The 21,145-nt window shown below is 52.0% G+C and carries 25 protein-coding genes; 14 read left to right on the top strand and 11 right to left on the bottom strand.

All coding sequences use genetic code 11. From position 1 onward, the window contains the following. Positions 1-4: 4 nt before the first annotated feature. Genes flgK through flgB form a run of 10 tightly spaced genes read right to left on the bottom strand, consistent with a single transcriptional unit; the run spans position 5 to position 7,234 of the window. On the bottom strand, positions 5-1,336 hold the full coding sequence (flgK, locus tag J4G78_RS02575; RefSeq protein WP_207988320.1) for a flagellar hook-associated protein FlgK: 1,332 nt from the start codon (positions 1,334-1,336) through the stop codon (positions 5-7). Then, the gene (locus J4G78_RS02570) at positions 1,333-1,611 is read right to left on the bottom strand and encodes a rod-binding protein (protein ID WP_207988319.1); all 279 of its coding nucleotides are present in this window, start codon (positions 1,609-1,611) and stop codon (positions 1,333-1,335) included. The genes flgK and J4G78_RS02570 overlap by 4 nt, the downstream gene beginning before the upstream one ends. Further along, positions 1,608-2,738 carry a flagellar basal body P-ring protein FlgI gene (locus J4G78_RS02565; protein ID WP_375140348.1) on the bottom strand — a complete coding sequence of 377 codons (1,131 nt, stop codon included), beginning with the start codon at positions 2,736-2,738 and terminating at the stop codon, positions 1,608-1,610. Before J4G78_RS02565 ends, J4G78_RS02570 begins: the two co-directional genes overlap by 4 nt. A gap of 8 nt (positions 2,739-2,746) precedes the next feature. After that, positions 2,747-3,406, bottom strand: coding sequence for a flagellar basal body L-ring protein FlgH (locus tag J4G78_RS02560; protein WP_207988318.1), 660 nt, complete (start codon positions 3,404-3,406; stop codon positions 2,747-2,749). An 11-nt stretch (positions 3,407-3,417) separates the two neighbouring features. Beyond that, entirely contained in the window at positions 3,418-4,206 is a 789-nt protein-coding gene (flgG, locus tag J4G78_RS02555; protein WP_207988317.1) for a flagellar basal-body rod protein FlgG, read from the bottom strand. Positions 4,207-4,219: 13 nt separating this feature from the next. After that, entirely contained in the window at positions 4,220-4,966 is a 747-nt protein-coding gene (locus J4G78_RS02550; RefSeq protein WP_207988316.1) for a flagellar basal-body rod protein FlgF, read from the bottom strand. A 21-nt stretch (positions 4,967-4,987) separates the two neighbouring features. Next, positions 4,988-5,818: a flagellar hook-basal body complex protein gene (locus J4G78_RS02545; protein WP_207988315.1), complete on the bottom strand. Its 831-nt coding sequence runs from the start codon at positions 5,816-5,818 to the stop codon at positions 4,988-4,990. 28 nt (positions 5,819-5,846) lie between these two features. Beyond that, the gene (locus J4G78_RS02540) at positions 5,847-6,485 is read right to left on the bottom strand and encodes a flagellar hook assembly protein FlgD (protein WP_207988314.1); all 639 of its coding nucleotides are present in this window, start codon (positions 6,483-6,485) and stop codon (positions 5,847-5,849) included. Beyond that, positions 6,485-6,889, bottom strand: a complete 405-nt coding sequence (gene flgC, locus J4G78_RS02535; protein ID WP_207988313.1) for a flagellar basal body rod protein FlgC — start codon at positions 6,887-6,889, stop codon at positions 6,485-6,487. Before flgC ends, J4G78_RS02540 begins: the two co-directional genes overlap by 1 nt. Next, complete coding sequence (flgB, locus tag J4G78_RS02530) at positions 6,890-7,234, bottom strand: flagellar basal body rod protein FlgB (RefSeq protein WP_207988312.1); 345 nt, start codon at positions 7,232-7,234, stop codon at positions 6,890-6,892. Between the two features lie 234 nt (positions 7,235-7,468). Here flgB and J4G78_RS02525 point away from each other — a divergent pair, with 234 nt between their 5' ends. From J4G78_RS02525 to J4G78_RS02495, 7 genes are all read left to right on the top strand, one after another. After that, a complete protein-coding gene (locus J4G78_RS02525) occupies positions 7,469-8,113 on the top strand; it encodes a MotA/TolQ/ExbB proton channel family protein (RefSeq protein WP_207988311.1) in 645 nt (214 codons plus the stop codon). Then, positions 8,110-8,595: an OmpA family protein gene (locus J4G78_RS02520; RefSeq protein ID WP_207988310.1), complete on the top strand. Its 486-nt coding sequence runs from the start codon at positions 8,110-8,112 to the stop codon at positions 8,593-8,595. Before J4G78_RS02525 ends, J4G78_RS02520 begins: the two co-directional genes overlap by 4 nt. A 23-nt stretch (positions 8,596-8,618) precedes the next feature. Further along, a complete protein-coding gene (locus J4G78_RS02515) occupies positions 8,619-9,137 on the top strand; it encodes a flagella basal body P-ring formation protein FlgA (RefSeq protein ID WP_207988309.1) in 519 nt (172 codons plus the stop codon). A 56-nt stretch (positions 9,138-9,193) separates the two neighbouring features. Beyond that, positions 9,194-9,481: a flagellar biosynthesis anti-sigma factor FlgM gene (gene flgM / locus J4G78_RS02510; RefSeq protein WP_207988308.1), complete on the top strand. Its 288-nt coding sequence runs from the start codon at positions 9,194-9,196 to the stop codon at positions 9,479-9,481. A 41-nt stretch (positions 9,482-9,522) separates the two neighbouring features. Beyond that, positions 9,523-9,792 carry a hypothetical protein gene (locus J4G78_RS02505; RefSeq protein ID WP_207988307.1) on the top strand — a complete coding sequence of 90 codons (270 nt, stop codon included), beginning with the start codon at positions 9,523-9,525 and terminating at the stop codon, positions 9,790-9,792. Between the two features lie 136 nt (positions 9,793-9,928). Beyond that, positions 9,929-12,082, top strand: coding sequence for a flagellar biosynthesis protein FlhA (gene flhA / locus J4G78_RS02500; protein ID WP_207988306.1), 2,154 nt, complete (start codon positions 9,929-9,931; stop codon positions 12,080-12,082). After that, positions 12,079-12,810 (top strand): FliA/WhiG family RNA polymerase sigma factor, encoded by a 732-nt coding sequence (locus J4G78_RS02495; RefSeq protein WP_207988305.1) that lies wholly within the window; start codon positions 12,079-12,081, stop codon positions 12,808-12,810. Before flhA ends, J4G78_RS02495 begins: the two co-directional genes overlap by 4 nt. A 166-nt stretch (positions 12,811-12,976) precedes the next feature. Here the strand turns inward: J4G78_RS02495 and J4G78_RS02490 are convergent, their stop codons facing one another. Beyond that, entirely contained in the window at positions 12,977-13,792 is an 816-nt protein-coding gene (locus J4G78_RS02490) for a flagellin N-terminal helical domain-containing protein (protein ID WP_207988304.1), read from the bottom strand. Between the two features lie 618 nt (positions 13,793-14,410). Between J4G78_RS02490 and fliE the strand changes: the two genes are divergently transcribed. The 7 genes from fliE to J4G78_RS02455 are packed head-to-tail and all read left to right on the top strand — an operon-like array spanning position 14,411 to position 21,127. Further along, the gene (gene fliE, locus J4G78_RS02485; protein ID WP_207988303.1) at positions 14,411-14,746 is read left to right on the top strand and encodes a flagellar hook-basal body complex protein FliE; all 336 of its coding nucleotides are present in this window, start codon (positions 14,411-14,413) and stop codon (positions 14,744-14,746) included. 1 nt (position 14,747) lies between these two features. Next, entirely contained in the window at positions 14,748-16,472 is a 1,725-nt protein-coding gene (gene fliF / locus J4G78_RS02480) for a flagellar basal-body MS-ring/collar protein FliF (RefSeq protein ID WP_207988302.1), read from the top strand. Next, positions 16,465-17,538: a flagellar motor switch protein FliG gene (gene fliG, locus J4G78_RS02475; RefSeq protein WP_207988301.1), complete on the top strand. Its 1,074-nt coding sequence runs from the start codon at positions 16,465-16,467 to the stop codon at positions 17,536-17,538. The genes fliF and fliG overlap by 8 nt, the downstream gene beginning before the upstream one ends. Beyond that, positions 17,522-18,178 (top strand): FliH/SctL family protein, encoded by a 657-nt coding sequence (locus tag J4G78_RS02470; RefSeq protein ID WP_207988300.1) that lies wholly within the window; start codon positions 17,522-17,524, stop codon positions 18,176-18,178. Before fliG ends, J4G78_RS02470 begins: the two co-directional genes overlap by 17 nt. After that, positions 18,172-19,503, top strand: a complete 1,332-nt coding sequence (locus J4G78_RS02465; RefSeq protein ID WP_207988299.1) for a FliI/YscN family ATPase — start codon at positions 18,172-18,174, stop codon at positions 19,501-19,503. Before J4G78_RS02470 ends, J4G78_RS02465 begins: the two co-directional genes overlap by 7 nt. Next, positions 19,500-19,937, top strand: a complete 438-nt coding sequence (locus tag J4G78_RS02460; protein ID WP_207988298.1) for a hypothetical protein — start codon at positions 19,500-19,502, stop codon at positions 19,935-19,937. The genes J4G78_RS02465 and J4G78_RS02460 overlap by 4 nt, the downstream gene beginning before the upstream one ends. Then, positions 19,934-21,127 carry a flagellar hook-length control protein FliK gene (locus J4G78_RS02455; RefSeq protein ID WP_207988297.1) on the top strand — a complete coding sequence of 398 codons (1,194 nt, stop codon included), beginning with the start codon at positions 19,934-19,936 and terminating at the stop codon, positions 21,125-21,127. Before J4G78_RS02460 ends, J4G78_RS02455 begins: the two co-directional genes overlap by 4 nt. The last annotated feature ends 18 nt before the right edge of the window (positions 21,128-21,145 follow it).

Here is a 21,145-nt window from a genome sequence, read left to right as displayed (position 1 = left end):
GGATCTAGAATAGGGCGAGGATGTTTTGCATGTTTTCGCGGGCAACCTGGATGACGCGAGCAGAGGCGTTATACGCTTCCTGATAGCGCAGCAGATCAGCGGCTTCTCTGTCGAGATCAACCGAAGAAAGACTGTCGCGCGCTTCACGGGCGGCTTCATATTGTGCTTTTGCTGCAGCATTTTCGCTCTGCGCGGAAGCCGTCACTATGGCTTGCGCTCCGACGATATTTGTCCAAATCTGCTCAACACCGGTCGAACCGCGCAAAGCAGAAAAATTAGCGATATTGCCATTGGTTGCGCCGCCCGCCGTCGCTAGAGCAAGGTCGGCAGGATCGCGCGTTATCATCGTCAAAGCGGTGGCTCCGCCAGCCGCGTTTAATAGCGGCGGACCGGCTACGCCTGCGTTGGTTTCTCCAGCCGCCTGCCAAGCGTTAATGTCGACTGCAAATTGATTGGCCAGATTGTCCAATTCAGTGCGACGCTGAACTGTTGTCGTCGCACTCGATAGCAGCGCGGAGAGCGAACCGCGCGATGGTGCTGTCACCGAAATGCCGTTAACTGCCAAACTGATATTGCCGCTGGCTCCGCTTATCACTGACAGCGTGTTGGTTTGGCCGACGTCAACTAATGACTGGCCGTCATAGCTGATATTGGCAACACCCTTGTCTGCAAAACTGATCGTAACATCCGCACGTTCGCTGAGCACAGCGAGAGCCGCATCGCGTTGGTCCAACAAAGCTGCCTGTTTTGACGAACCGTTGGTTGCAATACGTAATGCCAGATTGGTTTTTGCTAAATTTTCGATCGCTTCATTGAACGTGATAACTTCCTGTTCCGCCGCGCCGCTGATTTGACCGGACAATGTTGCAAGAACATTCGCGGTGCGATTAATCGCTGTGACGGAGGCATCAATTTCGCTAATGAACTGATTGCGCAAAACACTGTTGAACGGTGCGCTGGCGAGTTCTTCGGCGATGGCGAATAGTTTATTGAATTTTGCGCCTACGCCATGTTCGGTATCACCAAGCGCGGTCTCGGCGTTCTTCATCCACCGGAAACGCGTTTCGGCTCCATATAAGGCTGCACCCGTTAGCCTTACATTGGCTTCCAGAAACGGGTCTGTCGATCTCGATATACCTCCAATTTCTACACCGCCAAAACCGGTTTGATGGATGAAATAGGGATTGATGCCAGCCGAGGAAGTCAATTCAGCTAGTCGCAAATTGCGGCGGACATAATTGGGATTTTCGGCGTTGCTGATATTGACCGAAATCGTGGACAGGGCGCGTTGGTAAGCGCGAATGCCCGAAGTGCCGATTGAGTACATATCCGTCATATCTTATCCTTCCATTGTGCGATCAGAATATCTGCTATCCCGAGACCATCATGCTCTGCCATCTGGTCGGCAATCCGATCGTCCATCATCGTGCGAAATTGATCAGAACCATTATTACCCATCAGATCCTCGCCAAGGTTGGCCGAGCGCATGGCCCCGATCATGTTGCGGACAAAAATGGCTTCGAACGCTTGAGCAGCCTGTTTCAACTTTTGCTGATCCATCGCGATATCGGGACGAGAGTTAATTCGGTTAGAGGATGTTATCTGTGTCATTGGATGAGTAGCTCCGCCTTCATTGCACCAGCCTGTTTCAGGGCTTCCAGGATTGCCACCAAATCTCCTGGCGTCGCACCGACTGCGTTTATGGTTTCAACAATTTCCGCAAGGGAAGCGCCGCGATCAAATGTAAACATGGGCGCGGCTTTTTCTTCGACGTCAATTTCACTATCGGGTTCTATGGTGGTTTCGCCGCGGCTAAATGGTGCGGGTTGTACGACCAGTGGGCTTTCCTGAACTTTGACCGTCAGCTTTCCATGACTGACCGCTGCTGGAGTGATACGTACCATGTCATTGATGACCACGGTTCCGGTACGCGCATTGACGATGACGCGTGCGGCCGTTTTTGCCGGTTGCACCTCTATATTCTCGATCAGGCCCATTTGCATGATGCGCTGTGCTGCGCCCGGTTCGGTGCGAATTTGTATCGAGACGGCGTCGATCGCCTCGGCCATTTGACCGGCCGTTTTTCGATTAATGGCGTCCGCAACACGCAGCGCCGTTGTGAGATCGGGCTCGGCCAAGTTAAACGTCAGATAAGGAGCATCGGCGAAATCCGTTGCCACACTACGCTCAACTGTTGCGCCGCCCGGGATGCGTCCGGCGCTTGGAGTATTCACTAAAGTCCGTGAACCATCATTGGCATCAACGCCTAATCCGCCAATCACCAAATTTCCTTGAGCCATCGCATAGATTTGGCCATCAGCGCCAAGTAAGGGCATCATGATAAGGGTGCCACCACGCAGCGACTTTGCTTTTCCTAGTGCCGAAACCGTGACATCGATTCTCTGTCCTGGCTTCGCGAACGGCGGTAGCTCTGCCGTGACAATGACAGCGGCCGCATTTTTTAAAGATGGATTGATCGCCGGCGGTAGTGTGAGCCCAAATCTCGAAACTGTTCCTTTGATCCCTTGGGTGGCATATTCCAAGCTGTTATCACCTGTTCCGGCCAATCCGACCACAATGCCATAGCCCGTTAATTGGTTGGTTCTCAGGCCTTCAAAACCGCCAATGTCTTTGATGCGTGTTGCACTAGCCGGTGCGCTCGATAACAAAGCTGCGCCCATCAATATGCCGAAAACCAATTGTGCATACGAGAAAAGGAGGGAAAATTTCACGGTCATATATCGGCCTAAAAAGGTGAGATTGCGGAGAAGAATTTCTGCAACCATCCTTGTTTACTCGCGCGTGCGATTTCGCCCGAACCGGAATAAGCAATTCTGGCATCGGCGACCCGGGAAGATAATATGCGATTGTCCGCGCTGATGTCCGCCGCGCGAACGATACCCGTCATCTGAATATATTCTTCGCCGCGATTCAGGTTTAACAATTTCTCGCCTTTCACTTTCATGGTGCCATTGGGATAGATTTCCGCAATTGTGACACTGATTTCGCCGGACAGGCTGTTGGCTTGTGCCGCCCGTCCCGATCCAGAGAACGACTGATCCGCGCCCATATTTACATCACTCGATTCAAAGAATGACAACGGACCGGTTGTTGGCGGGGTAAGGCCAAATTCACCGCCTCTATCCATTGCTGCGCTATTGCTTTTTATAGCCGATGTCCTTTCCACAAGCTGGATCGTCAACACATCACCAATTCGTGAAGCGCGGGCACCGCTAGTCAATGCAGCATATCCATTTGCCGCCTGAAATATTGCACCATTGCCTGGCGTTGTGGTCGCCATCAACGGTGCAATGGTTGGTGAAAAGCCTGGTCGTGGCCCATCGTCGGTTGTCGCAAAGCAACCCGATAACGCCGCGGTGGCTAATATGATGGAAAAGCCTCTCATTTTAGACGGGCTCATAATTGCTGGTTCACAAATTGCAGCATCTCGTCGGTGGCAGAGATCATTTTGCTGTTCACTTCATAAGCGCGTTGCGTTTCGATCATGTCGACGAGCTCTTCGACGATATTGACATTGGATTGCTCCAGAAACCCCGCCCGCAGCCCTCCGCGACCTTCTTCGCCAGCAGGTCCTTCCTGAGGTTCACCGCTGGCTTCACTTTCTATGAGCAGGTTGTCTCCAATGGGTTTGAGGCCTGCCGGATTTACGAAGGATACTGTTTCGATCTGACCAAGTTCAGTAATTGCGGTATCGCCGGGCAGGGCACCAGAAACAGTCCCGTTACTTCCGATAGTAATCCCTGTCGTATCTTCCGGAATCTGAATTTCGGGAATTAGTGGAAGGCCGCCTGCGGTTACAATAATACCTTCGGATGTCCGGCTGAAATTACCAGCTCTGGTATAACCAATTTCTCCGTCCGGCATTTCCACCTGAAAATATCCGGGGCCTTCGATAGCTATATCAAGCGTATTGCCTGTGGTTTGCAAAGTGCCTTGCGTTTCGATCCGTGCAGTTCCTTGCACTGCGACACCCGTGCCAAGCGATAGTCCAATGGCATATCGGTTCTGCTCATCTACAGGCGCGCCGGGTGTAATATTGTGCTGATAAGCCAATGTCTCAAAGCTGGCGCGTTGCCGCTTGAAACCGCTGGTGTTCACGTTTGCCAGATTGTTGGCGATCACGCGCATTTTTACATTTTGCGCGTCCAGTCCGGTACGCGCGACTTGCAGGGCTCCGTTACTCATGTTCCGTTCCTTTCTAATTATTGGGCAGTTGCATCAGGCTGGCGCCGCTGCTGTCGATGTCCTTGGCGGTAGAAAGCAGCTTGACCTGCGTTTCCCACGCCCGGCTCGCTTCGATCATATCGACCAGGGAAGCCGTCATATTGACGTTTGAACCTTCGAGCGATCCGGTGGTCAGACTGGCGTCGACATCTTGGGGCAGGATACCGCCATCTCGAACCCGAAACAGATTATCGTGGCCTTTGACGATATCGCTCCCACTGAAGGAAACCAGAGCTAACCGGTCGATTTGCTGCATCTCGCCACCAATATCACCCTGCGGTAAAACCCAGACACCACCGTCTTTCGCAATGCTGATTTTGTCAGAAGGAGGAATAATAAGCGGCCCCGCTTCACCCAGAACCGGATCTCCGGCACCGGTTGTGACCAATCCGGTTTCACTCAGTTGTAGATCGCCACGTCTTGTGTAGGCGGCTTCTCCATCTCGGCTCTGGACGGACAACATTGCATCTGCGTCCAGTGCGATATCAAGCGGGCGACCGGTTTTGGTAACCGCTGCCGAATTAAGATCAGCCGTAAATACGCGTTCATAGGCGAGGGCCCGACTTCTAAATTCCGCGCTGCTGATATGTTTGGCCTTGGCGTTGACGATCTCGGCACGAAAACCAGTCGTCGCGGCATTAGCCATGTTATTGGCAATAGCCGTTTGCCGAGCCATTATGCCCTGCATTGCAGACAGGCTATTATGGATCATTTTATCCATTCTCAAATTCCCTGGACGTTATCAGATCTGAAGGTTGATGATGGTTTGGGTCAGTGTATTGGCTGTTTCAATTGCTTGAGCATTGGCTTGGAAATTGCGCTGTGCGCCGATAAGAGAGACAAGCTCCTCTGTAAGATCGATATTTGCGCGTTCTAGTACACCAGACCGAACTTCGCCCATCGGTCCTTGACCAGCGGCGTTAATTTGCGGATCACCGCTATCGCCAGTGGCTTGCCAATGGGCATCGCCAATCGGACGCAGGCCTTCTGCATTGGTGAAAGAGGACATCGCCATCGAACCCAAATTCAGCGTGTTACCATTGGCAAAGGTTGCGGTCACAAGCCCACTTTTTGCAATGGAGACATTGGCAAGTACGGCAGTCGGGTCCGCAGGATCAAACTCCGGAACTTCAAAATCGAACATGCTACCAATTGCGGTCGAAGTTACATTGCCGTTCGCGTCGACAGGCAATAGCTGAACCTTGCTACCGAGTGTATCTATGACTTCGCGGTTGGCATTGATCCCAAAGACACCATTACGCGTGAAGCTTACGTCTGAACGAGGGGGCTGGCCGCGTACGACAAAAAAACCTTCGCCAGCAATCGCGACATCCAGGGTTTTGCCGGTTGATTCCAAAGTACCTTGCGAGAATTGTTGTGTAATTCCATTCAACCTGACGCCCTGACCGGCAACAGTTTTTGTTGACTGTGTCGGTGCTGCTGCGAACAGATCACCAAAGACCGCACGGCTTCGCTTAAAACCAACTGATCCGGCGTTGGAGACATTGTTGGAAATGGTGGACAGATCGGTTTGCGAGGCTTTGAGTCCGGATAAAGATGTATAGAAAGACATGCGTTTTCTCCTTTGTTTATGGTGCGATTTAGCGGAGGCGAATGGCGTCAGAGAGCCAGAACTCTCCGCGCGAGGTTATCAGACGGGCGTTGGCTCCATCAGTTGGCGACTGAACCGCTTCCACTATTGTCCATGAAGACAGCCCGGCGATGACGCCGCCATTCACCCTGACTTTGAGTGGACCATGTTCCAGCGGCTTGCCATTGCCGTCCAGAGCATCCCATTCGAATACAATCGGTCCGGCTTTCTGTTCGCCCAGTTCTATGGCTTGAACTATTTCGCCGCGATCATTCAGGAAATCGATCGATAAATCCTCGGCTGGTGCCGTTAGATAAAATTCGCCAGCATATTGACCCGCTTCATTAGGCACAGCCATATTTCCAGGAACCAGAACATTTCTTCCCAACCAGCTTGATGCGTCGCCGATACGATTGTTTTCATATAATTTTTTGAGCGAACCGTTCATTTCCTCGATGCCAGCGACAGTCGAGAATTGAGCCATTTGTGCAACCATGTCATTGCTGTCCAACGGCTTGAAAGGATCCTGCATTTTTAATTGTGCGGTCATCAAGCGCAGGAAGGCGGCCTGGTCTAGGTTGCTGCCAGAAAGCGGGCTCGTTCCCGCAGTTCCGGAATTGGAAGAGGCGATGTCGGATATACTAGTCATTACTTACCCATCCTTATGGTTTCCAAGATTAGTGATTTCGCAGTTTGCAGCACCTGCACATTATTCTGATATTGCCGTGCAGCTTCGATCATCTCGATCATTTCCGTGGCTTCATCGACACCGGCTTCCCAAACATAGCCTTCCGGATCTGCCATTGGATTTGTCGGGTCATGCCGTCTTTTGGGCTGAGTGTCTGACTGGATAATAAGTTCGACATCCACGGTGGACATGTCAGGGCTATCGACGTGGGTGCGAAACACAGGTTTCAGCGCGCGAAACGCCTCCGCTTCGCTGCGCGCAACAGATCGGGCATTTGCCATGTTTGAAGCCGTCGTATTCAGACGCGTCAATTGTGCGGCCATGGCGCGCCCGGATACTTCAAATATGCTGATCGGGTTGGCCATCTATTCGCCCTTCATCGCCCGGCGAAGCGTGCCAAGGCGTCCTTCGAGAAAGGACAATGTGCTGCGATATTGCACAGCGTTTTCAGCAAAGAGCGTTTGTTCAGTGGAAAGTTCCACCGTGTTGCCATCCATTGCAGGCTGCAGCGGTACTCGGTAGCGGCTATTGCTAGCCACGCTGTCATTGAGCGGGGTTCCATCAAGAACCGATGCGATTGCCTTGTCAAAGTCCAAGTCGCGGGCTTTGAAATGCGGCGTCGCCGCATTGGCAATATTGGATGCCAACATATTTAGGCGCTGTGATCGCAGCGCTAGCGCGTCGCCGTAAATGCCGAATATCTTGTCCATAGCCGGACCCAATGCTCCCTTGCTCAAGGTTAAACGAGCGCCTGTGCCATCCGTTTTGAAAGGCAGAGAACGTGTCCCTGTCCCTCAGCAAAGGGTGTGCCAAACTTCAAATGCCCAGCAATTCTGCTATTTTGCCAAAGCGGCCCTGTCCAGGCGTCAAAATTACGCGACATTTTTTTGTCATCTCGCGACAATTTTTTGTCACATCAAAGTTTCACAGGTCAGGAGGTCACTTTGCAGCCGCTGCTTGACCTTTTCGATCCATTCGCTCTGGCTTTGGTTTGGCTCGGGTCCTTTGCTGTGGTCAGTTTGCAGGAAGGGCGTCACGGTTTGCTGCGCAGCTTTCTGGCTTGGAAAACCATTTTATATGTGAACCCTGGACGCGATGCCCAGCTGGCTCGGCAAGCGCTTCGCCGGGTCGAGGGTGTCATCAATGTGAAGGGGTTGCAATGTATAGACCGTATCACGACCGATAGCAGCTTTGTGGCACATGCCGCAGCACGGCTCGCAAGCGACCAGGATGCTGGTCGGTTTTCGGACTGGGCCCAAGTGAATCTAGAGGATCGGGAATTACGTCATCACGGCGTGATCCGCTTCTGGATGGCAGTTGCCGATGTTGCACCTGCAATCGGGATGGTCGGAACAATCATTGGTCTTGTCCGCCTTTTTTCTGACCTTGATAACTCGACAAATCTTGGTTCTGCCATGGCATTAGCGCTGCTGACGACCTTATACGGCTTGCTGCTGTCCAATGTTGTGGCAGCGCCAATATCTCATCGTTTCCAACGTCTATCGTTGGAGGAACTGAAATGGCAACGCGCGTTGATTGATAAACTCGTCGCGATGGCACAGAATAGCGAAAAGCGATCTTGTCCGTGAAGCGGGCCAATCGGTGGTCACTTGCTTTTGCTGACCTCAGTTTATTGATGTTGGGCTTTGTAGTTTTGTCGTTTGTGCGTCCGGAAAATTTTGCTGACGTTGCCGAAATAAAGGCTCCTTCCAAGAAATTCGAATGGCCAACTGCTTCGCTTTATGAATCCAGCGAAGCGATGCTCACGGCTACTGGAAAAGAAAAAGCGAAAGCGGTTGCAGGATCAGCAAACGAGCGAGCTAGTCGGGTAATATTATCGATCACCGGAAGTGCTGCTGGATCGGCAAGGCTTGATGCCTGGGAACTGTCTGCTGCTCGAATGGCTTCTTTTGCGCGAGCGTTAAAGGCTGAAGGCGTTGAGGAGTCGGCCATCATATTTGGCGAGAGGGGCCAGTCAGACGATGATACACCGCAACAGCTGATTGTTTCTATCCAACACAATCATTCAAATATTGCGGCAGCAGATGGCACAGGGCTTGCTTCTCGTTAGTCACCAAGAATGGAGAAGTGACTATGAGGATAGCGAAACAGATTATCTTAACCGGCAGCGCATTGATTGGGACAGTGAGTGTACCCTTGCACGCGAAAGCCATGGAATCTCTTCCTGCGCTCGAAAGGCAACTCGCGTTGTTCCTCGGTAAGCAACAAGGCGAAGTTGGTGGTGCGCGAAGCAACATTGATCGCAGGTTGCGATTGAATAGATGTACCCGGCCCATCGATTTCCAGATGCGAGGAAAGGGCTTGGTTGTCATAAGCTGCGGACCGTCGAATTGGCGTGTTCCCGTGGCTCTTGAACAGTCGCCAAATAATGGTGACCCCTCTTCCCGAAACCCGTTGATGGTAAAGCGCGGACAACCGGTATTGTTGGTCATCGAAAAAGACGGGTTCATGATTTCGCGGCAGATGCAGGCTGATCGCAATGGCGGCATTGGTGATATCATTCCTGTACGGGCGTCACGAAAATCATCGCCAATACTTGCAGAAATAACAGGGCAGGGACGGGTTTCGCTACCCTCTCATCAACAGAATTAAAACTGAGCGTGCGGAACCCGTATTAGAACGCAAGCATGCTAAAAGGAGTCTCTGATATGATAGACAAGACAAACGCATCATATAGCCTAGCGATTGGAAAGGGGCGTGTTCATAATGTTGGGTCACAGCCCGCAGCCGTCGTCCAGGAAAGTGCCAGCATCGCCGAGACAAATAGTTCCCTGGTCGGAGCAGTTGAGCATATGATGCAGCAAGGAACGCCAATTGATACGCCGCGAATCCGCTCCATCCGGAATGCGATAGCGGGTGGTCAATATCCGCTAGATCCAATGAAGATCGCGGATAACATGATCGCTTTCGATCGATCTGGCGCAGATATTTCATAAATATGTTGCTGTTGGATCGTCTCGAGCAAGGATTTAGGGATTTGAATGGCGCGCTTGATGGACAAGACCCGGAACTGATCATCGCAGCTGCAGCCGCCATTCGGCCGCTGGTTTCCGAGATCGAGAAATCTGGTGTCTGGCATGATGGTGAAGGGCTTAAAGACCGGTTGGTTGATTTGACAAAACATATCGATGCCGCTCGGTTTCGCGTCAATAAATTGACGAATTTGAATGAACAGCGCGCCATTAATTTGTCGCATGCGTTGGGTACCGGAATATCACCAACCTATAAAAATAATGGTAGCACCTAATTTTCAGCCAGTTTTGGGATTTAAATGAAATCTCATTGATCGATTGGCACAGGCTTTGCTGAACCCAAATTGAACAATATTTGGGATTATTTATGCGGCAAAGCCAGCCAACATCTATCGCTAGCGAAGCATCACCATGCTAGCGTTTCTGTCTTCCCGTCATAAGTGGCTAGGAGATACGGCCAAGGCAGGCATACTGCCTGTTGCAACTCTGCTTCTGGTCATCTTCATGGTGTTGCCAGTTCCGGCTACAGTTCTTGATATCGGCTTCATCGCCAATATCACGATAGCGCTGGCGGTATTAATGGTGGCGTTAAACGTTGCCAAGCCACTCGACTTTTCGAGTTTTCCCACGGTTCTTTTATTTGCCACTTTGTTGCGCCTAGCCTTGAATGTAGCTTCGACGCGAGTAGTTCTCGTGGAGGGGCACGCCGGTCCTCATGCTGCCGGGCAAGTCATCGAGGCGTTTGGCAATTTCCTGATTGGCGGCGATTATGTCGTCGGTATATTCGTTTTCACTATCCTGATGATCATCAATCTCGTGGTCATAACGAAAGGCGCAGGCCGTGTGTCCGAAGTCACGGCTCGCTTCACGCTTGATGCATTGCCCGGCAAACAAATGGCGATCGATGCAGATTTGAATGCCGGTCTTTTGTCGCCAGAGGAAGCCAAGCAGCGGCGTCAGGATGTGGCGACGGAGTCTGATTTCTACGGATCGATGGACGGCGCGTCCAAATTCGTAAAGGGCGATGCGGTTGCTGGTGTATTGATCCTCATCATCAACATCATTGGCGGGATGATTTTGGGCGTATTTAGCTACGACATGGCGGTGGGCGATGCGGCCCAGACATATGTTTTGCTTGCGGTTGGCGATGCGTTAGTGGCGCAAGTCCCAGCCTTGCTTTTGTCCATCGCAGCGGCCGCCATTGTCACCAGAGTGGCATCACCAATGGACTTGCCGGGACAGATTGGAAGTCAATTTGGTAATCCAAAGGCTTGGATTCCGGTCGCGGCCATACTCGTGGTGATGGGCTTGTTGCCCGGTATGCCGCATATCATCATCCTTCCTATTGCAGCCGTGGCAGGGTTTCTTGCATGGCGTATGTCGCACAAAGAGAAAAAGGCCAATCTTCCGGAGCCACATCCACAACTGCCCGAACAACAAAACCATATTGGTTGGAGTGATGTCACTGATGGAGCGGTACTTGCGATAGAAATTGGTTATGGATTGGTACCGCTGGTCGACGACCGCAAAGGCGCGCCATTGATGCAAAGATTGACGGGGATTAGGCGACAACTTTCACGAGAGCTGGGTTTCGTTGTTCCGCTGGTCCGGGTGAAAGACAATATGGCGCTGCCACCAAATGCCTATCGCATCCAGATTAGCGGCGTGACACTGGGCGAAGATCAGGCTTGGCCGGATGATCTATTGGCGCTCGATAGCGGTGATATTGACTCGATCGTGGATGGAGAGGCTTGCCAAGATCCAACCTTTGGCCTGGACTCTCTTTGGATAGCGCCAGAAAAGCGTAGCGAAGCCGTTGTCTCAGGCTACACGGTGGTCGACGCATCAACGGTTATCGCGACGCATTTCAATCATCTTGTCGGGCTTCATGCGGCTGAATTATTCGGCATGGATGAAGCGCAAGGCTTGCTCGACAATCTGAAAGAAACGGCACCGCAATTGGTCGAAGGACTAACGCCAAAACCACTCAGCCTATTTCAGGTCACAGCGATTTGTCGCTCTTTGCTGAGTGAAGGTATTCCGCTGAAAGACTTCCGCCGGCTTAGCGAAGCGATGATCCATGCTGCAGCAGACGATAGCGCCAGCGATAGCCCATCACTCGAAAATATTGTTGATGGTGTTCGAAGGCGCATTGGATCGCTTATCATTCAATCGTTGGTTCCCGTCAAAATGCCGCTACCCGTGATTACACTGGATGTAGAGCTGGAGAGTCTTCTAGCGCAGGCGATCGAAGCTGGCGGCGGCGCGTCTCGTCCCGTGGAGCCTGGGCTTGTGCAAAAAATCGTTTCGGCCGTCGAAGAGGCAGCCCGTCCGATAATGGCAGAGGCACGGCGCTTTGCAGTTGTGACCTCACCAATCGCGCGCAGAACCCTGTTGAAAATTCTCAAGCCCAGTTTCCCGGGAACACCGGTATTGTCTTTTGAAGAACTGCCGGATGACAAGGCTATAGAGGTCGTCGCTGTTGTTGGCAGTCGATCATCAAAACCATCACCTTCCGAAACAATTAATTCCGAAACCGTCGATCATAAAAAGGACCTAGCGTGACATATCTTGACCCAAAGCTGTCAGAATTTACCTACGGACCTAGTCCATCCGCGCCTGATCAGGAGCAGTTGATCAACAGCCACTTGCCGCTCGTTCGGAAACTGGCTTGGCACGTCCACTCTCGTATTTCTATGGCTATAGAAATCGAGGATTTGTTGCAGATCGGAATGGTGACGCTGGTCGAAGCGGCTCAGGGCTTTGAGGATCGCGGTTTGGGTTTTACCAACTATGCAAAATTGCGTGTGCGCGGGGCCATGATTGATCAGTTGCGTAAGCAGAGCAGTATCAGCCGGTCGGCAATGCAATTTCAGAAACAGCTGCGTGAAACGCAGGAGGATCTGGCACAGAAGCTAGGTCACACGCCCAGTCAAGTGGAATTGGCCGCCGCCATGAATATGGATCAACAGAGTTTTGAGACAGCTAAAGACAATGCAGAAGCGATTGAACTACAGTCGATGGACGAAGTTTATTCCGATCAGAACATCTGGTTTTCTGATGCTACGGAAAAAGCCGATGATCGGGTCGAGCGTCATCAAAGGCAAAAAATATTGGCCGATGCAATCGACTCTCTTCCCGAACGGGAAGGCTTGATCTTGCAACTCTATTTTATCGAAGAGATGAATTTGGAAGAGATTGGACAAACGCTTGATATCGGGGCGTCCCGTGTCTGTCAGATTAAAAAGGCTGCGTTGGAAAAACTGCATAAACTACTGGCTCACAGCGAATAGCTTTTTCCGCGACGATATCGACATAATTTTTTGTGCTCGGATCATGAGGGAGCGTTTCGAGATCAACATATATAATTCATCGGTTAAACGAAAAATAGCCCCCGACGCCGATAGTGGGGTTTAATCGGCGCCGGGGACCTTAAGATCAGTTAAGCAGACCAGTGACTTAACGGATCAAACTCAGAACGCCTTGCTGTGTCTGATTGGCTTGGGCGAGCATCGCAGTAGATGCCTGGCTCAATATTTGCGCCTTGGAAAGGGCAGTGGTTTCACCGGAAAAGTCGACATCTTCGATGCGCGATCGGGATTCGGTAAGATTGGCCAAGCGGTCATTCAGGTTCGATACTGTTGCCTGCAACCGGTTTTGCGATGCACCCAGCGATGCCTGAGCTGTCGTGACTGTATCCATAGCAGTCGTTAGAACCGCAAGCGCGGCAGTCGCACCAGCAGCAGTAGCGATATCCAAACCAGCAATACCCAAAGCTGCCCCGTCAACATCGGTAAGAGTGATGGCTACAATTTCAGCAGCTTTGTTTCCGGTTTGGATTTCCACGGTCGTATTGGTGCCGTCGAGCAAAGCCACATTGTTGAAGGTGGTGCGCGTGGCAACATCCTCAACCTGCAAAATCAGGGCTGCTACCTCGACTTGCAAATTCACTCGATCGGTATTTGCCAATGTGCCGTTGGCAGACTGGACGGCAAGCTCGCGCATACGCTGCAGCATGCTGTTAATTTCGTTCAGGCCGCCTTCTGCGGTCTGCGTCAGGGAAATACCATCTTTAGCATTGCGTGCTGCCATATTGAGACCCCGGATTTCTGCTGTCATCCGCGTCGCCACCGCAAGACCGGCCGCATCGTCGCTGGCGCTGTTGATGCGGCGGCCTGTGGACAGGCGCTCAATGGATCTGGCGAGACTCATTTCCGCACTGTTGGCGGCGTAGTTTGTGCGCAAAGCCGCGACGTTGGTTCCGATAATCGTCATATAATTTTCCTTTCAAGAACGAGAGGGGCGCCAGATGGTTGAAAGAGTGGCGGCCTCATGCAGAAAGAACGGATCGCACCGGAATAGATTTAACGACGCAATGGCGCGTCATAAAAATACCGCTTTGTCAGGAGTTTGACGGAGTGGAGTCAGAAATTTGGCTCAGCCCGCACCAGTCTTCGCTAAGGCTTTGAGAATTATAGAAAATATTGGGGCGTAAAAACTGGCATAGCGTTTGCGAAGTCATTGTCAGCCGCATTTCACAGTTTCAGGTGCGGTTTTTTAGGACCAGCTATTGGGAAAGATAATGACTGGAATGCACGTGAGTGACGGAGCGTCAAATGACAGTATGCCAATGCAAATTTGGTGTCATAATTTGCGCAGAACCATAAGCCGGATCGAAGTCCCTACGCACAAAACTTGTTCCCACATAGGTGCGCGATCTTTCGGACCGACAATATGGCACAATCACCGTGACCTGGCTTCTTTCTCCAACAAACGCTCTGCCGAACTGGTCCGGGAGAGCCATGGTCCGCCGCTGCATATTGTCTCAATGACGCCAAAATGCCCCTTGGTGTCCGAGCAATATGCAGCGGATTTGGCGGGAGGTATCTAATAATGCAAAAAATCGACACGACCGGACTAATGGCTATGCGTCAGGATATTATTGCGCAGAATAATGCTTTGCAAAAAGCCTCTGCAGCAATGGGATCCGGCCAGGCGGCCGCGGTTCAACCGGGCTTTGGCGCAGCAATGACCGCAGCATTTAACCAGATCAACGACGTACAACATACCGCGGGTGACCTCACCCAGGATTATACCATGGGCAAGACCAACGATATTGCCGGTGTAATGATGGCACGACAAAAATCGTCATTGGGATTTGAGCTGACGCTCCAGGTCCGCAACAAACTGCTCAAAGCCTATCAAGATATCATGAGCATGCCGGTGTGATATGAACGAACTTAGTCTCACCTCAGATCAGCAAGTCGACAAGCCTGCGCAAGAATTAGCACCACTTTGGTCAACCAAAAATTCGACAGGCACGGCCGATTGGCGTGATCGCCTGCAGGCTCTGGTTAAACAACCAGCTGTTGCTCGTGCTTTGCCTTGGTTGGCGCTGCTTGCGGTCGTAGTGCTCGCCGCCACTTTGTGGTTGGCGCTGCGGGAGCCGCCACAAAGAGAGTTGTTTCGCGGCCTTCCCGAAACAGAAAAAGCTGCGGTTGTTGAAGCACTAAAGCAGTCAAATATTGGTTATGACATTGATGCATCAACCGGTACATTGACGGTCTCCGAAGATGATTATCACCGCGCCCGACTGACGCTAGCAGGTCAAAGCCTGCCCAAGACAGCGCCAGATGGCGACAGCTTAATTTCCTCCATGCCAATGGGCGCGAGCCGAGCCGTAGAAAATGAAAAACTGCGTGCAGCCCGCGAATTGGATCTGGCGCGAACGATTGAGGCGATGGACAATATTGGCTCGGCCCGCGTTCATCTTGCGGTTGAAGCACCCAGTATATTTGTCCGGGATCGTTCTGAGCCTTCTGCTTCCGTTATGCTGACCCTTGTGAGCGGTAATCGCCTTGGCGAAGCGCAGGTTCAATCGATTATATATTTGGTCGCTAGCTCCGTTCCGGGATTGTCAGCTGACGCCGTTAGCGTAGTTGATCAAAATGGCCGCCTGATGTCTCGCCATGGGTCGAGCAGCGCGTCAGATCAGGCGGAACAGCATCTTATGGTGCAGGGTCAAGTCGAAGACCGCTATCGCCGTACCATCACTTCACTGCTCACGCCGATGATCGGTGCAGATAATTTTACCACCGAAGTGACGGCCGAAATGGATTTTTCCGAAAACCAGGCAACCCGCGAGAGCTTCCCACCGGAAGATGCACGTGTCCGGACCGAGCAAGGCAGCTGGTCCAATGAGCCAGGTGAACGGGCTAGTTATGGCATTCCAGGCGCGTTGGCCAACCGTCCGCCAGAGGAACCCGAACTGACCGATGAATTTCAAGGTGATGATGCTGCAGAAACTGAAGAAACCAGCCGTACATCTGAAAAATTTGCACGGCAGTTTGAGTTGGGCCGAGAAGTATCGGTGACCAAGCAAGCAGTGGGTTCATTGAAGCGCCTGTCTGTTGCGGTTGCGCTGCGTTCACCAATGGGAAAAAACCAGCGGTCGGCCCAGGAACTGGCGGCGGTAGAAGCTCTGGTTAAAGGTGCCATCGGCTTTCAAGCGGAACGTGGTGATGTTGTCGCGATAGAGGCGCGCACTTTCCTGCCTGTGGAAGAAACCGTGGAAAATTGGTGGGAAACCAATTGGGTTTCTCTCGTCGCACGTAATGTATCGGCGTTGTTGGTGGCACTGGCGCTGATCTTCGGCCTTGGCCGTCCGCTTTTGAAGAAGATCCGTACGAATAAATCCAATCTGTCGGATACAGAGCAAATGCAACTGGCGTCCGATATAGACGAAGAATTGAACAGAGAGTTGGCAGCCGCAAATAAACCGGCTGATCTGGTGTCGCTGGATATGATCAGCTCGGCAAATGGCTATGCCGAGCGTGCGGCCTTGATCCAAAATTTCGTGCGGCAAAACCCTGATCACGCAGCGCTGACAGTGCAGGATTTATTGGCAGACGTTCATACCAATAGAGACGTTCAAAAGGATGTCGCAAATGGTTGAACCTGCAATCGAAAACACCGCTTTAGTGAACGATCTGTCAGCAATTGAGACGACAGATAATCCGATATGGTCGGGTCATGAGATAGCCGCGATATTGCTCATGACTTTTGGAGAAGATGAAGCCGCGGATATCCTATCCCGCCTGAAGCCGGTTGAGGTGCAAAGCCTTGGCTCCGCTATGCTTGCCATCACGAAAGTCGGCGAAGAGGACGTGAATTTTGTCTTTGACCGCTTTGTGGAGCAGGCGCGTAGTCGGACCGCCATAGGCTATCGCGCGCACCAGCAAATCACATCCATCATGGGCAAGGCCTTTGGCCCCGGTCGTGCGGCCAATATGCTGACCCGTATCGCGCCCCATCAATCGCGTTCGGATCTCAATCATCTCTATCGCCAACTGGACTGGATGTCGGCGGAGGAAATCGCGAGCATGATCGCCGATGAGCATCCCCAGATGATGGCTGTGATCCTGTCCTTTCTGGAACCCGAAATAGCGGGCGATGTGCTGCAGCAGCTGGGCGAAGACATACAGGATGATGTTGTGTTTCGCGTGGCGGATATGGGACCCATCGGGGCCAACGCTATTGCGGATATTGAAGCCCTGATAACACGGCAATCGGAGCAACCGGCCATAACGATCAGCCAGCAATCTGGTGGTACCAGTGAGGCTGCGGCGATCATGAACAATGTGGCAAAACAGACCGAACAGCGGATCATCAAGGCCCTGCTCAAGCGTGACAAAGTGCTCGCTCGTAAAATCGAGGACGACATGTTTGTCTTCGGTGATCTGATGGACTTGGACGACAAAAGCCTGGGCGCAGTGTTGCGACTGATTGAAAATGCCGTGCTTATCTTGGCAATCAAGGGCGCTGATCCTGATCTGGCCGGCAAAATGTTTGGCTGCATGTCTAAGCGCGCCGCACAGTCTATCGAGGATGAAATAGCGGATATGGGCCCGGTCTCAAAAGATGAGGTGAGCGCCGCACAAAAGCAGGTTGTCGCTCAGGCAAAGGCTCTCGCAGAAGATGGCACGATTATCTTGGGAGGGCAGAATGACGAATTTGTCTAGTGATGATTTCTCTGCGCCGTCACGTAACCGGAACTTCATTGTCTCCGGTTCGCTGCAGATGATTCAGAAAGGCTTTCACCCTAGATATAATTGGCGGGAAGATAACAAAAGGGAGCATCCCGAGAAAGCCTGCGCCGAAGATGAAACTGAACAGTTGGATGATGGCCTGAATCAGGAAATCGCAGAGGCCTATGCTCAGGGATATCTGAACGGTCAGCAAGCAGTGATGGTCCATCAAGATCAGATTGATCGTGAGGAAAGTGCTTTGGCTGCCGCACTGAATCGTTTGAAAATTGGTGATCAAGCCAAGCTTGCAAAGCTGCTTTGGAAAGTCCTTCTATCCCTCTTCGAGCAATCGGTAGGGCACGTTGCTGCAGACCCTGAATTGATGCGGCGCCGATGCGATGCGGCTGTCGCCTTGCTCCGGGACGGTATTGGCCAGGCTTGCCTTCATGTTGCAGCGACCGACGCGGATATTTTGCGGGACTATAACTGCGATATCCCGATCAAGGTCGACCCGTCACTATTACCAGGCTCGGTTCGCCTGACCCATGAAGCTGGACAGATTATATCCGGGACCATCGCAATTACCAAAGAGATTGAATCCAGAATTGGTTCTGCGGGGAGTGAGCCATGCTAGATTTGGATTATGATCGTCTTTCGAGGCTGTTGCTGGAAACCGGCACTATTTCAACCGAGCCGGTAAAATGGGGGAAAGTGAAGGCTTGTTCCGGCGGATTATTGCAAGCCAGTGGCTTCGATTATCCGATCGGTGTTGGCGCCGAGATCGAGTCAGGTTACGGACGCGAGATTGGCGCAGAAATTGTTGGCTTCGACGATGATATGACCATGCTCGCGCCGTTTGATCAACATGTCGACATACGTGTCGAAGCGCGTGTTCGGCCAGCGCTGTCAAACGCACAAGTGGATGTTGGTCCCCAATTAATGGGTCGTATCATTGATCCCTTGGGACATCCGCTCGACGACATGGGACCGATCCAGGCCGAACAGCAATGGCCGCTAATGGGTAAGCCAAGCAATATCCTGAATCGCGGAAGTATAACTCAGCCGCTGGATGTTGGTGTTCAGGCTATTAATGCACTTCTGCCAATTGGGCGCGGTCAGCGCATGGCTTTGATTGCTGGCTCTGGTGTGGGGAAAACGGTGCTGATGCGGCAGCTGACATCCGGCACGCAGGCCGATGTCATTGTGGTTGGTCTCATCGGTGAACGTGCTCGTGAAGTAAATGATTTTGTTGCAGCGAGCCGGACCAGCGGTATCGCGGATAAGTCCGCCATTATCGCCGTGCCCGCCGATCATTCTCCGATTTTGCGGATCAAAGCGGCACAGCGTGCTGCGGCCATTGCCGAATATTTTCGGTCCGAAGGCAAAAGCGTTTTGCTTGTTATCGACAGTCTCACCCGTATTGCTCATGCGCAGCGGGAAATTGGTTTGGCTGCCGGTGAACCGCCCACGATGAAAGGCTACCCGCCCAGCGCTATTGCACTTATTCCACAGCTTTTGGAACGCGCTGGATGTGATGAAGCAACCGGTGGTTTCATAACCGCTTTCTATACCGTGCTTGCAGACGGAGATGATCTTGATGACCCGATTGTCGATGCCGCTCGCGCCATCGCTGACGGTCATATTATTTTGTCGCGCGAATTGGCAGAGCAGGGGGTGTTTCCCGCCATTGATATCGGAAAATCGATTAGCCGGGTGGCCAATGATATCATTCAGCAAGATCATGGCTTGGCGTTGCGATCTTTTCGATCCTTGTGGAGCCAATATGCAGAAAATCGCGATCTGATCACGATGGGCGCCTATCGTGCCGGCAGCGATAGTTTGCTGGACGAGGCCATTGCTCGGCGCCCTGACCAGCTGTCGTTTTTGCAGCAATCGGTTGACACCCATGCCAGCCGGGAAAGTTCTGTGAGCAGATTGATCGACGGTTTTGGGTCATGAATAATATGCAATCGAAAAAGCGGTTACTTGGCGTATGCCGGTTGCAAGCCAAATTGACCCGGCGCGATTTGGTCCATGCGGAACGCCGTGCCGCGCAATTAGAAATGTCGCATGCGCAACTCTTGGCCATGGCCAATGAAATGCTTTGCGCCCGCGATTGCGATCAATCCACCATGCTCGCTGGTAGGTTAGAATTTGGACATCGGTTGATCACATTAAGTAGTGTTCAGAAAAACGAGATCGCCGAGGCTGAGAAAACGGCATCTGCGCTCCGATCATCAGCCCATGCATCGAAGCAACGCGAAGAGCGCGCGGATTTGAATTTTCGACATGCCAGAAAATCCCATCATCAACGATCATTGGAGAAACAGCCGCACCGGGTCGCGAAACAAGGCGTCGCACTTACCAAAGCAAAGAGAGGATTTTCGTCATGAATAGCCCGTTTCGTTTAGTAGAAAGCTTCGATGCTAAGACCATGACCGCCCCTCTGCGACAGCCTTTTGGCTTGCCGGGCGGAGATGAATTTGCGCTGCGTTTTGTCGATGCTTCGTTAGCGATTGAAGATAATATATTTGAGGTCGAGCAGCCGGGAGGCGAGGTTTCAGAAGAAGACAAATCTGATATTTTGTCGCTTGATGAAGCACTCCAACCGGTGCCTTTTGGTGAACTTGACGAGACGATGGACGTTCCCTTGAGTAATCAGGATAAGGGTTTTCCGGCGGCGGTGTTGAATGATGCAAAAGCACTGGGTGAGAATTCTTTGTCGGCGACAGCCAAAGCAGAAGAAATTAGAGGGAATCAAAACCAGATTGCTTCCCTGATCAAGAAAGAAATGTTCCAGATTGGACGGGGTCATCAAGCGCTGTCCGCGGACAAACCAGTGACCTCGTCATCTGCGACTATTGGTCAGAACAATAAAACCACCGCCCCAGTGCCCTTTGCAGATGTCGGTCCCGCAGATCTAAAGCTATTCCTGGACAACCGTTTGAACTCGTCTCGCGGCGAAAAACGCGACGCGAAACTAACGGGTCAAGAAGATGGAGCCTTTCCAGTTGCTCGATCGGTTACGCAGGTCGTTCAGGCACCATCGACGATCGCGGCTTATCCGATGATCAATAATATTGCTGATACCGCGACCGTAGTCAGGACACATGCCGTTACCGCTCCGACCCAACCAATTCTGGATACTGGGATGGATGATCAATGGATCGCTCGATTGGGTGACGAAATTGGAAAATTGACCGGCGAAAAAGCGACGCTAAATTTTCAGTTGAAGCCCCATAATCTTGGCAGATTGCATATTGAAATACTGTCAGACGCAGCAGGCAATAGTGTGCGTATGGATACGGACAACGAAGCCGCAAAATTGTTGATACTTGGTGCGCAAGGGCGACTGGAACAGGACATTCGGCTAGCGGGTTCCAAATTGGTGCGTGTCGATGTCACGCATCAAGAACAATCGGGATCACAGCCGGATCAGCAGGGAACGGAATCGCAAGGCCGTGATGCTGGTTTGGATGGACGGAAAAGCCCATCTGCCAATGGTCATATCGCTGACACAAAATTGCTGGCCACACCAGATTTCGGCGGGACTTCGTCCTCTGTCGGCGCGCGATACGCCTGACATCAACACAGTATAATT

The sequence above is a fragment of the Parasphingorhabdus cellanae genome, from assembly GCF_017498565.1.
GTDB classification, from domain to species: domain Bacteria; phylum Pseudomonadota; class Alphaproteobacteria; order Sphingomonadales; family Sphingomonadaceae; genus Parasphingorhabdus; species Parasphingorhabdus cellanae.
The sequence above is the reverse complement of the archived record's forward strand: the minus strand, read 5'-3'. Positions and strand labels throughout refer to the sequence as shown.

Bases quoted from the DNA above. Each gene is read 5' to 3' on its own strand.
- J4G78_RS02565 (WP_375140348.1), bottom strand. From the start codon at position 2,738: ATGACCGTGAAATTTTCCCTCCTTTTCTCGTATGCACAATTGGTTTTC.
- J4G78_RS02550 (WP_207988316.1), bottom strand. From the start codon at position 4,966: ATGGATAAAATGATCCATAATAGCCTGTCTGCAATGCAGGGCATAATG.
- J4G78_RS02465 (WP_207988299.1), top strand. From the start codon at position 18,172: ATGCTAGATTTGGATTATGATCGTCTTTCGAGGCTGTTGCTGGAAACC.
- J4G78_RS02540 (WP_207988314.1), bottom strand. From the start codon at position 6,485: ATGACTAGTATATCCGACATCGCCTCTTCCAATTCCGGAACTGCGGGA.
- flgM (WP_207988308.1), top strand. From the start codon at position 9,194: ATGATAGACAAGACAAACGCATCATATAGCCTAGCGATTGGAAAGGGG.
- J4G78_RS02570 (WP_207988319.1), bottom strand. From the start codon at position 1,611: ATGACACAGATAACATCCTCTAACCGAATTAACTCTCGTCCCGATATC.
- flgC (WP_207988313.1), bottom strand. From the start codon at position 6,889: ATGGCCAACCCGATCAGCATATTTGAAGTATCCGGGCGCGCCATGGCC.
- flhA (WP_207988306.1), top strand. From the start codon at position 9,929: ATGCTAGCGTTTCTGTCTTCCCGTCATAAGTGGCTAGGAGATACGGCC.
- fliG (WP_207988301.1), top strand. From the start codon at position 16,465: ATGGTTGAACCTGCAATCGAAAACACCGCTTTAGTGAACGATCTGTCA.
- fliF (WP_207988302.1), top strand. From the start codon at position 14,748: ATGAACGAACTTAGTCTCACCTCAGATCAGCAAGTCGACAAGCCTGCG.
- flgK (WP_207988320.1), bottom strand. From the start codon at position 1,336: ATGACGGATATGTACTCAATCGGCACTTCGGGCATTCGCGCTTACCAA.
- J4G78_RS02455 (WP_207988297.1), top strand. From the start codon at position 19,934: ATGAATAGCCCGTTTCGTTTAGTAGAAAGCTTCGATGCTAAGACCATG.
- J4G78_RS02490 (WP_207988304.1), bottom strand. From the start codon at position 13,792: ATGACGATTATCGGAACCAACGTCGCGGCTTTGCGCACAAACTACGCC.
- J4G78_RS02460 (WP_207988298.1), top strand. From the start codon at position 19,500: ATGAATAATATGCAATCGAAAAAGCGGTTACTTGGCGTATGCCGGTTG.
- J4G78_RS02560 (WP_207988318.1), bottom strand. From the start codon at position 3,406: ATGAGAGGCTTTTCCATCATATTAGCCACCGCGGCGTTATCGGGTTGC.
- flgB (WP_207988312.1), bottom strand. From the start codon at position 7,234: ATGGACAAGATATTCGGCATTTACGGCGACGCGCTAGCGCTGCGATCA.
- flgG (WP_207988317.1), bottom strand. From the start codon at position 4,206: ATGAGTAACGGAGCCCTGCAAGTCGCGCGTACCGGACTGGACGCGCAA.
- J4G78_RS02515 (WP_207988309.1), top strand. From the start codon at position 8,619: ATGAGGATAGCGAAACAGATTATCTTAACCGGCAGCGCATTGATTGGG.
- J4G78_RS02470 (WP_207988300.1), top strand. From the start codon at position 17,522: ATGACGAATTTGTCTAGTGATGATTTCTCTGCGCCGTCACGTAACCGG.
- fliE (WP_207988303.1), top strand. From the start codon at position 14,411: ATGCAAAAAATCGACACGACCGGACTAATGGCTATGCGTCAGGATATT.
- J4G78_RS02545 (WP_207988315.1), bottom strand. From the start codon at position 5,818: ATGTCTTTCTATACATCTTTATCCGGACTCAAAGCCTCGCAAACCGAT.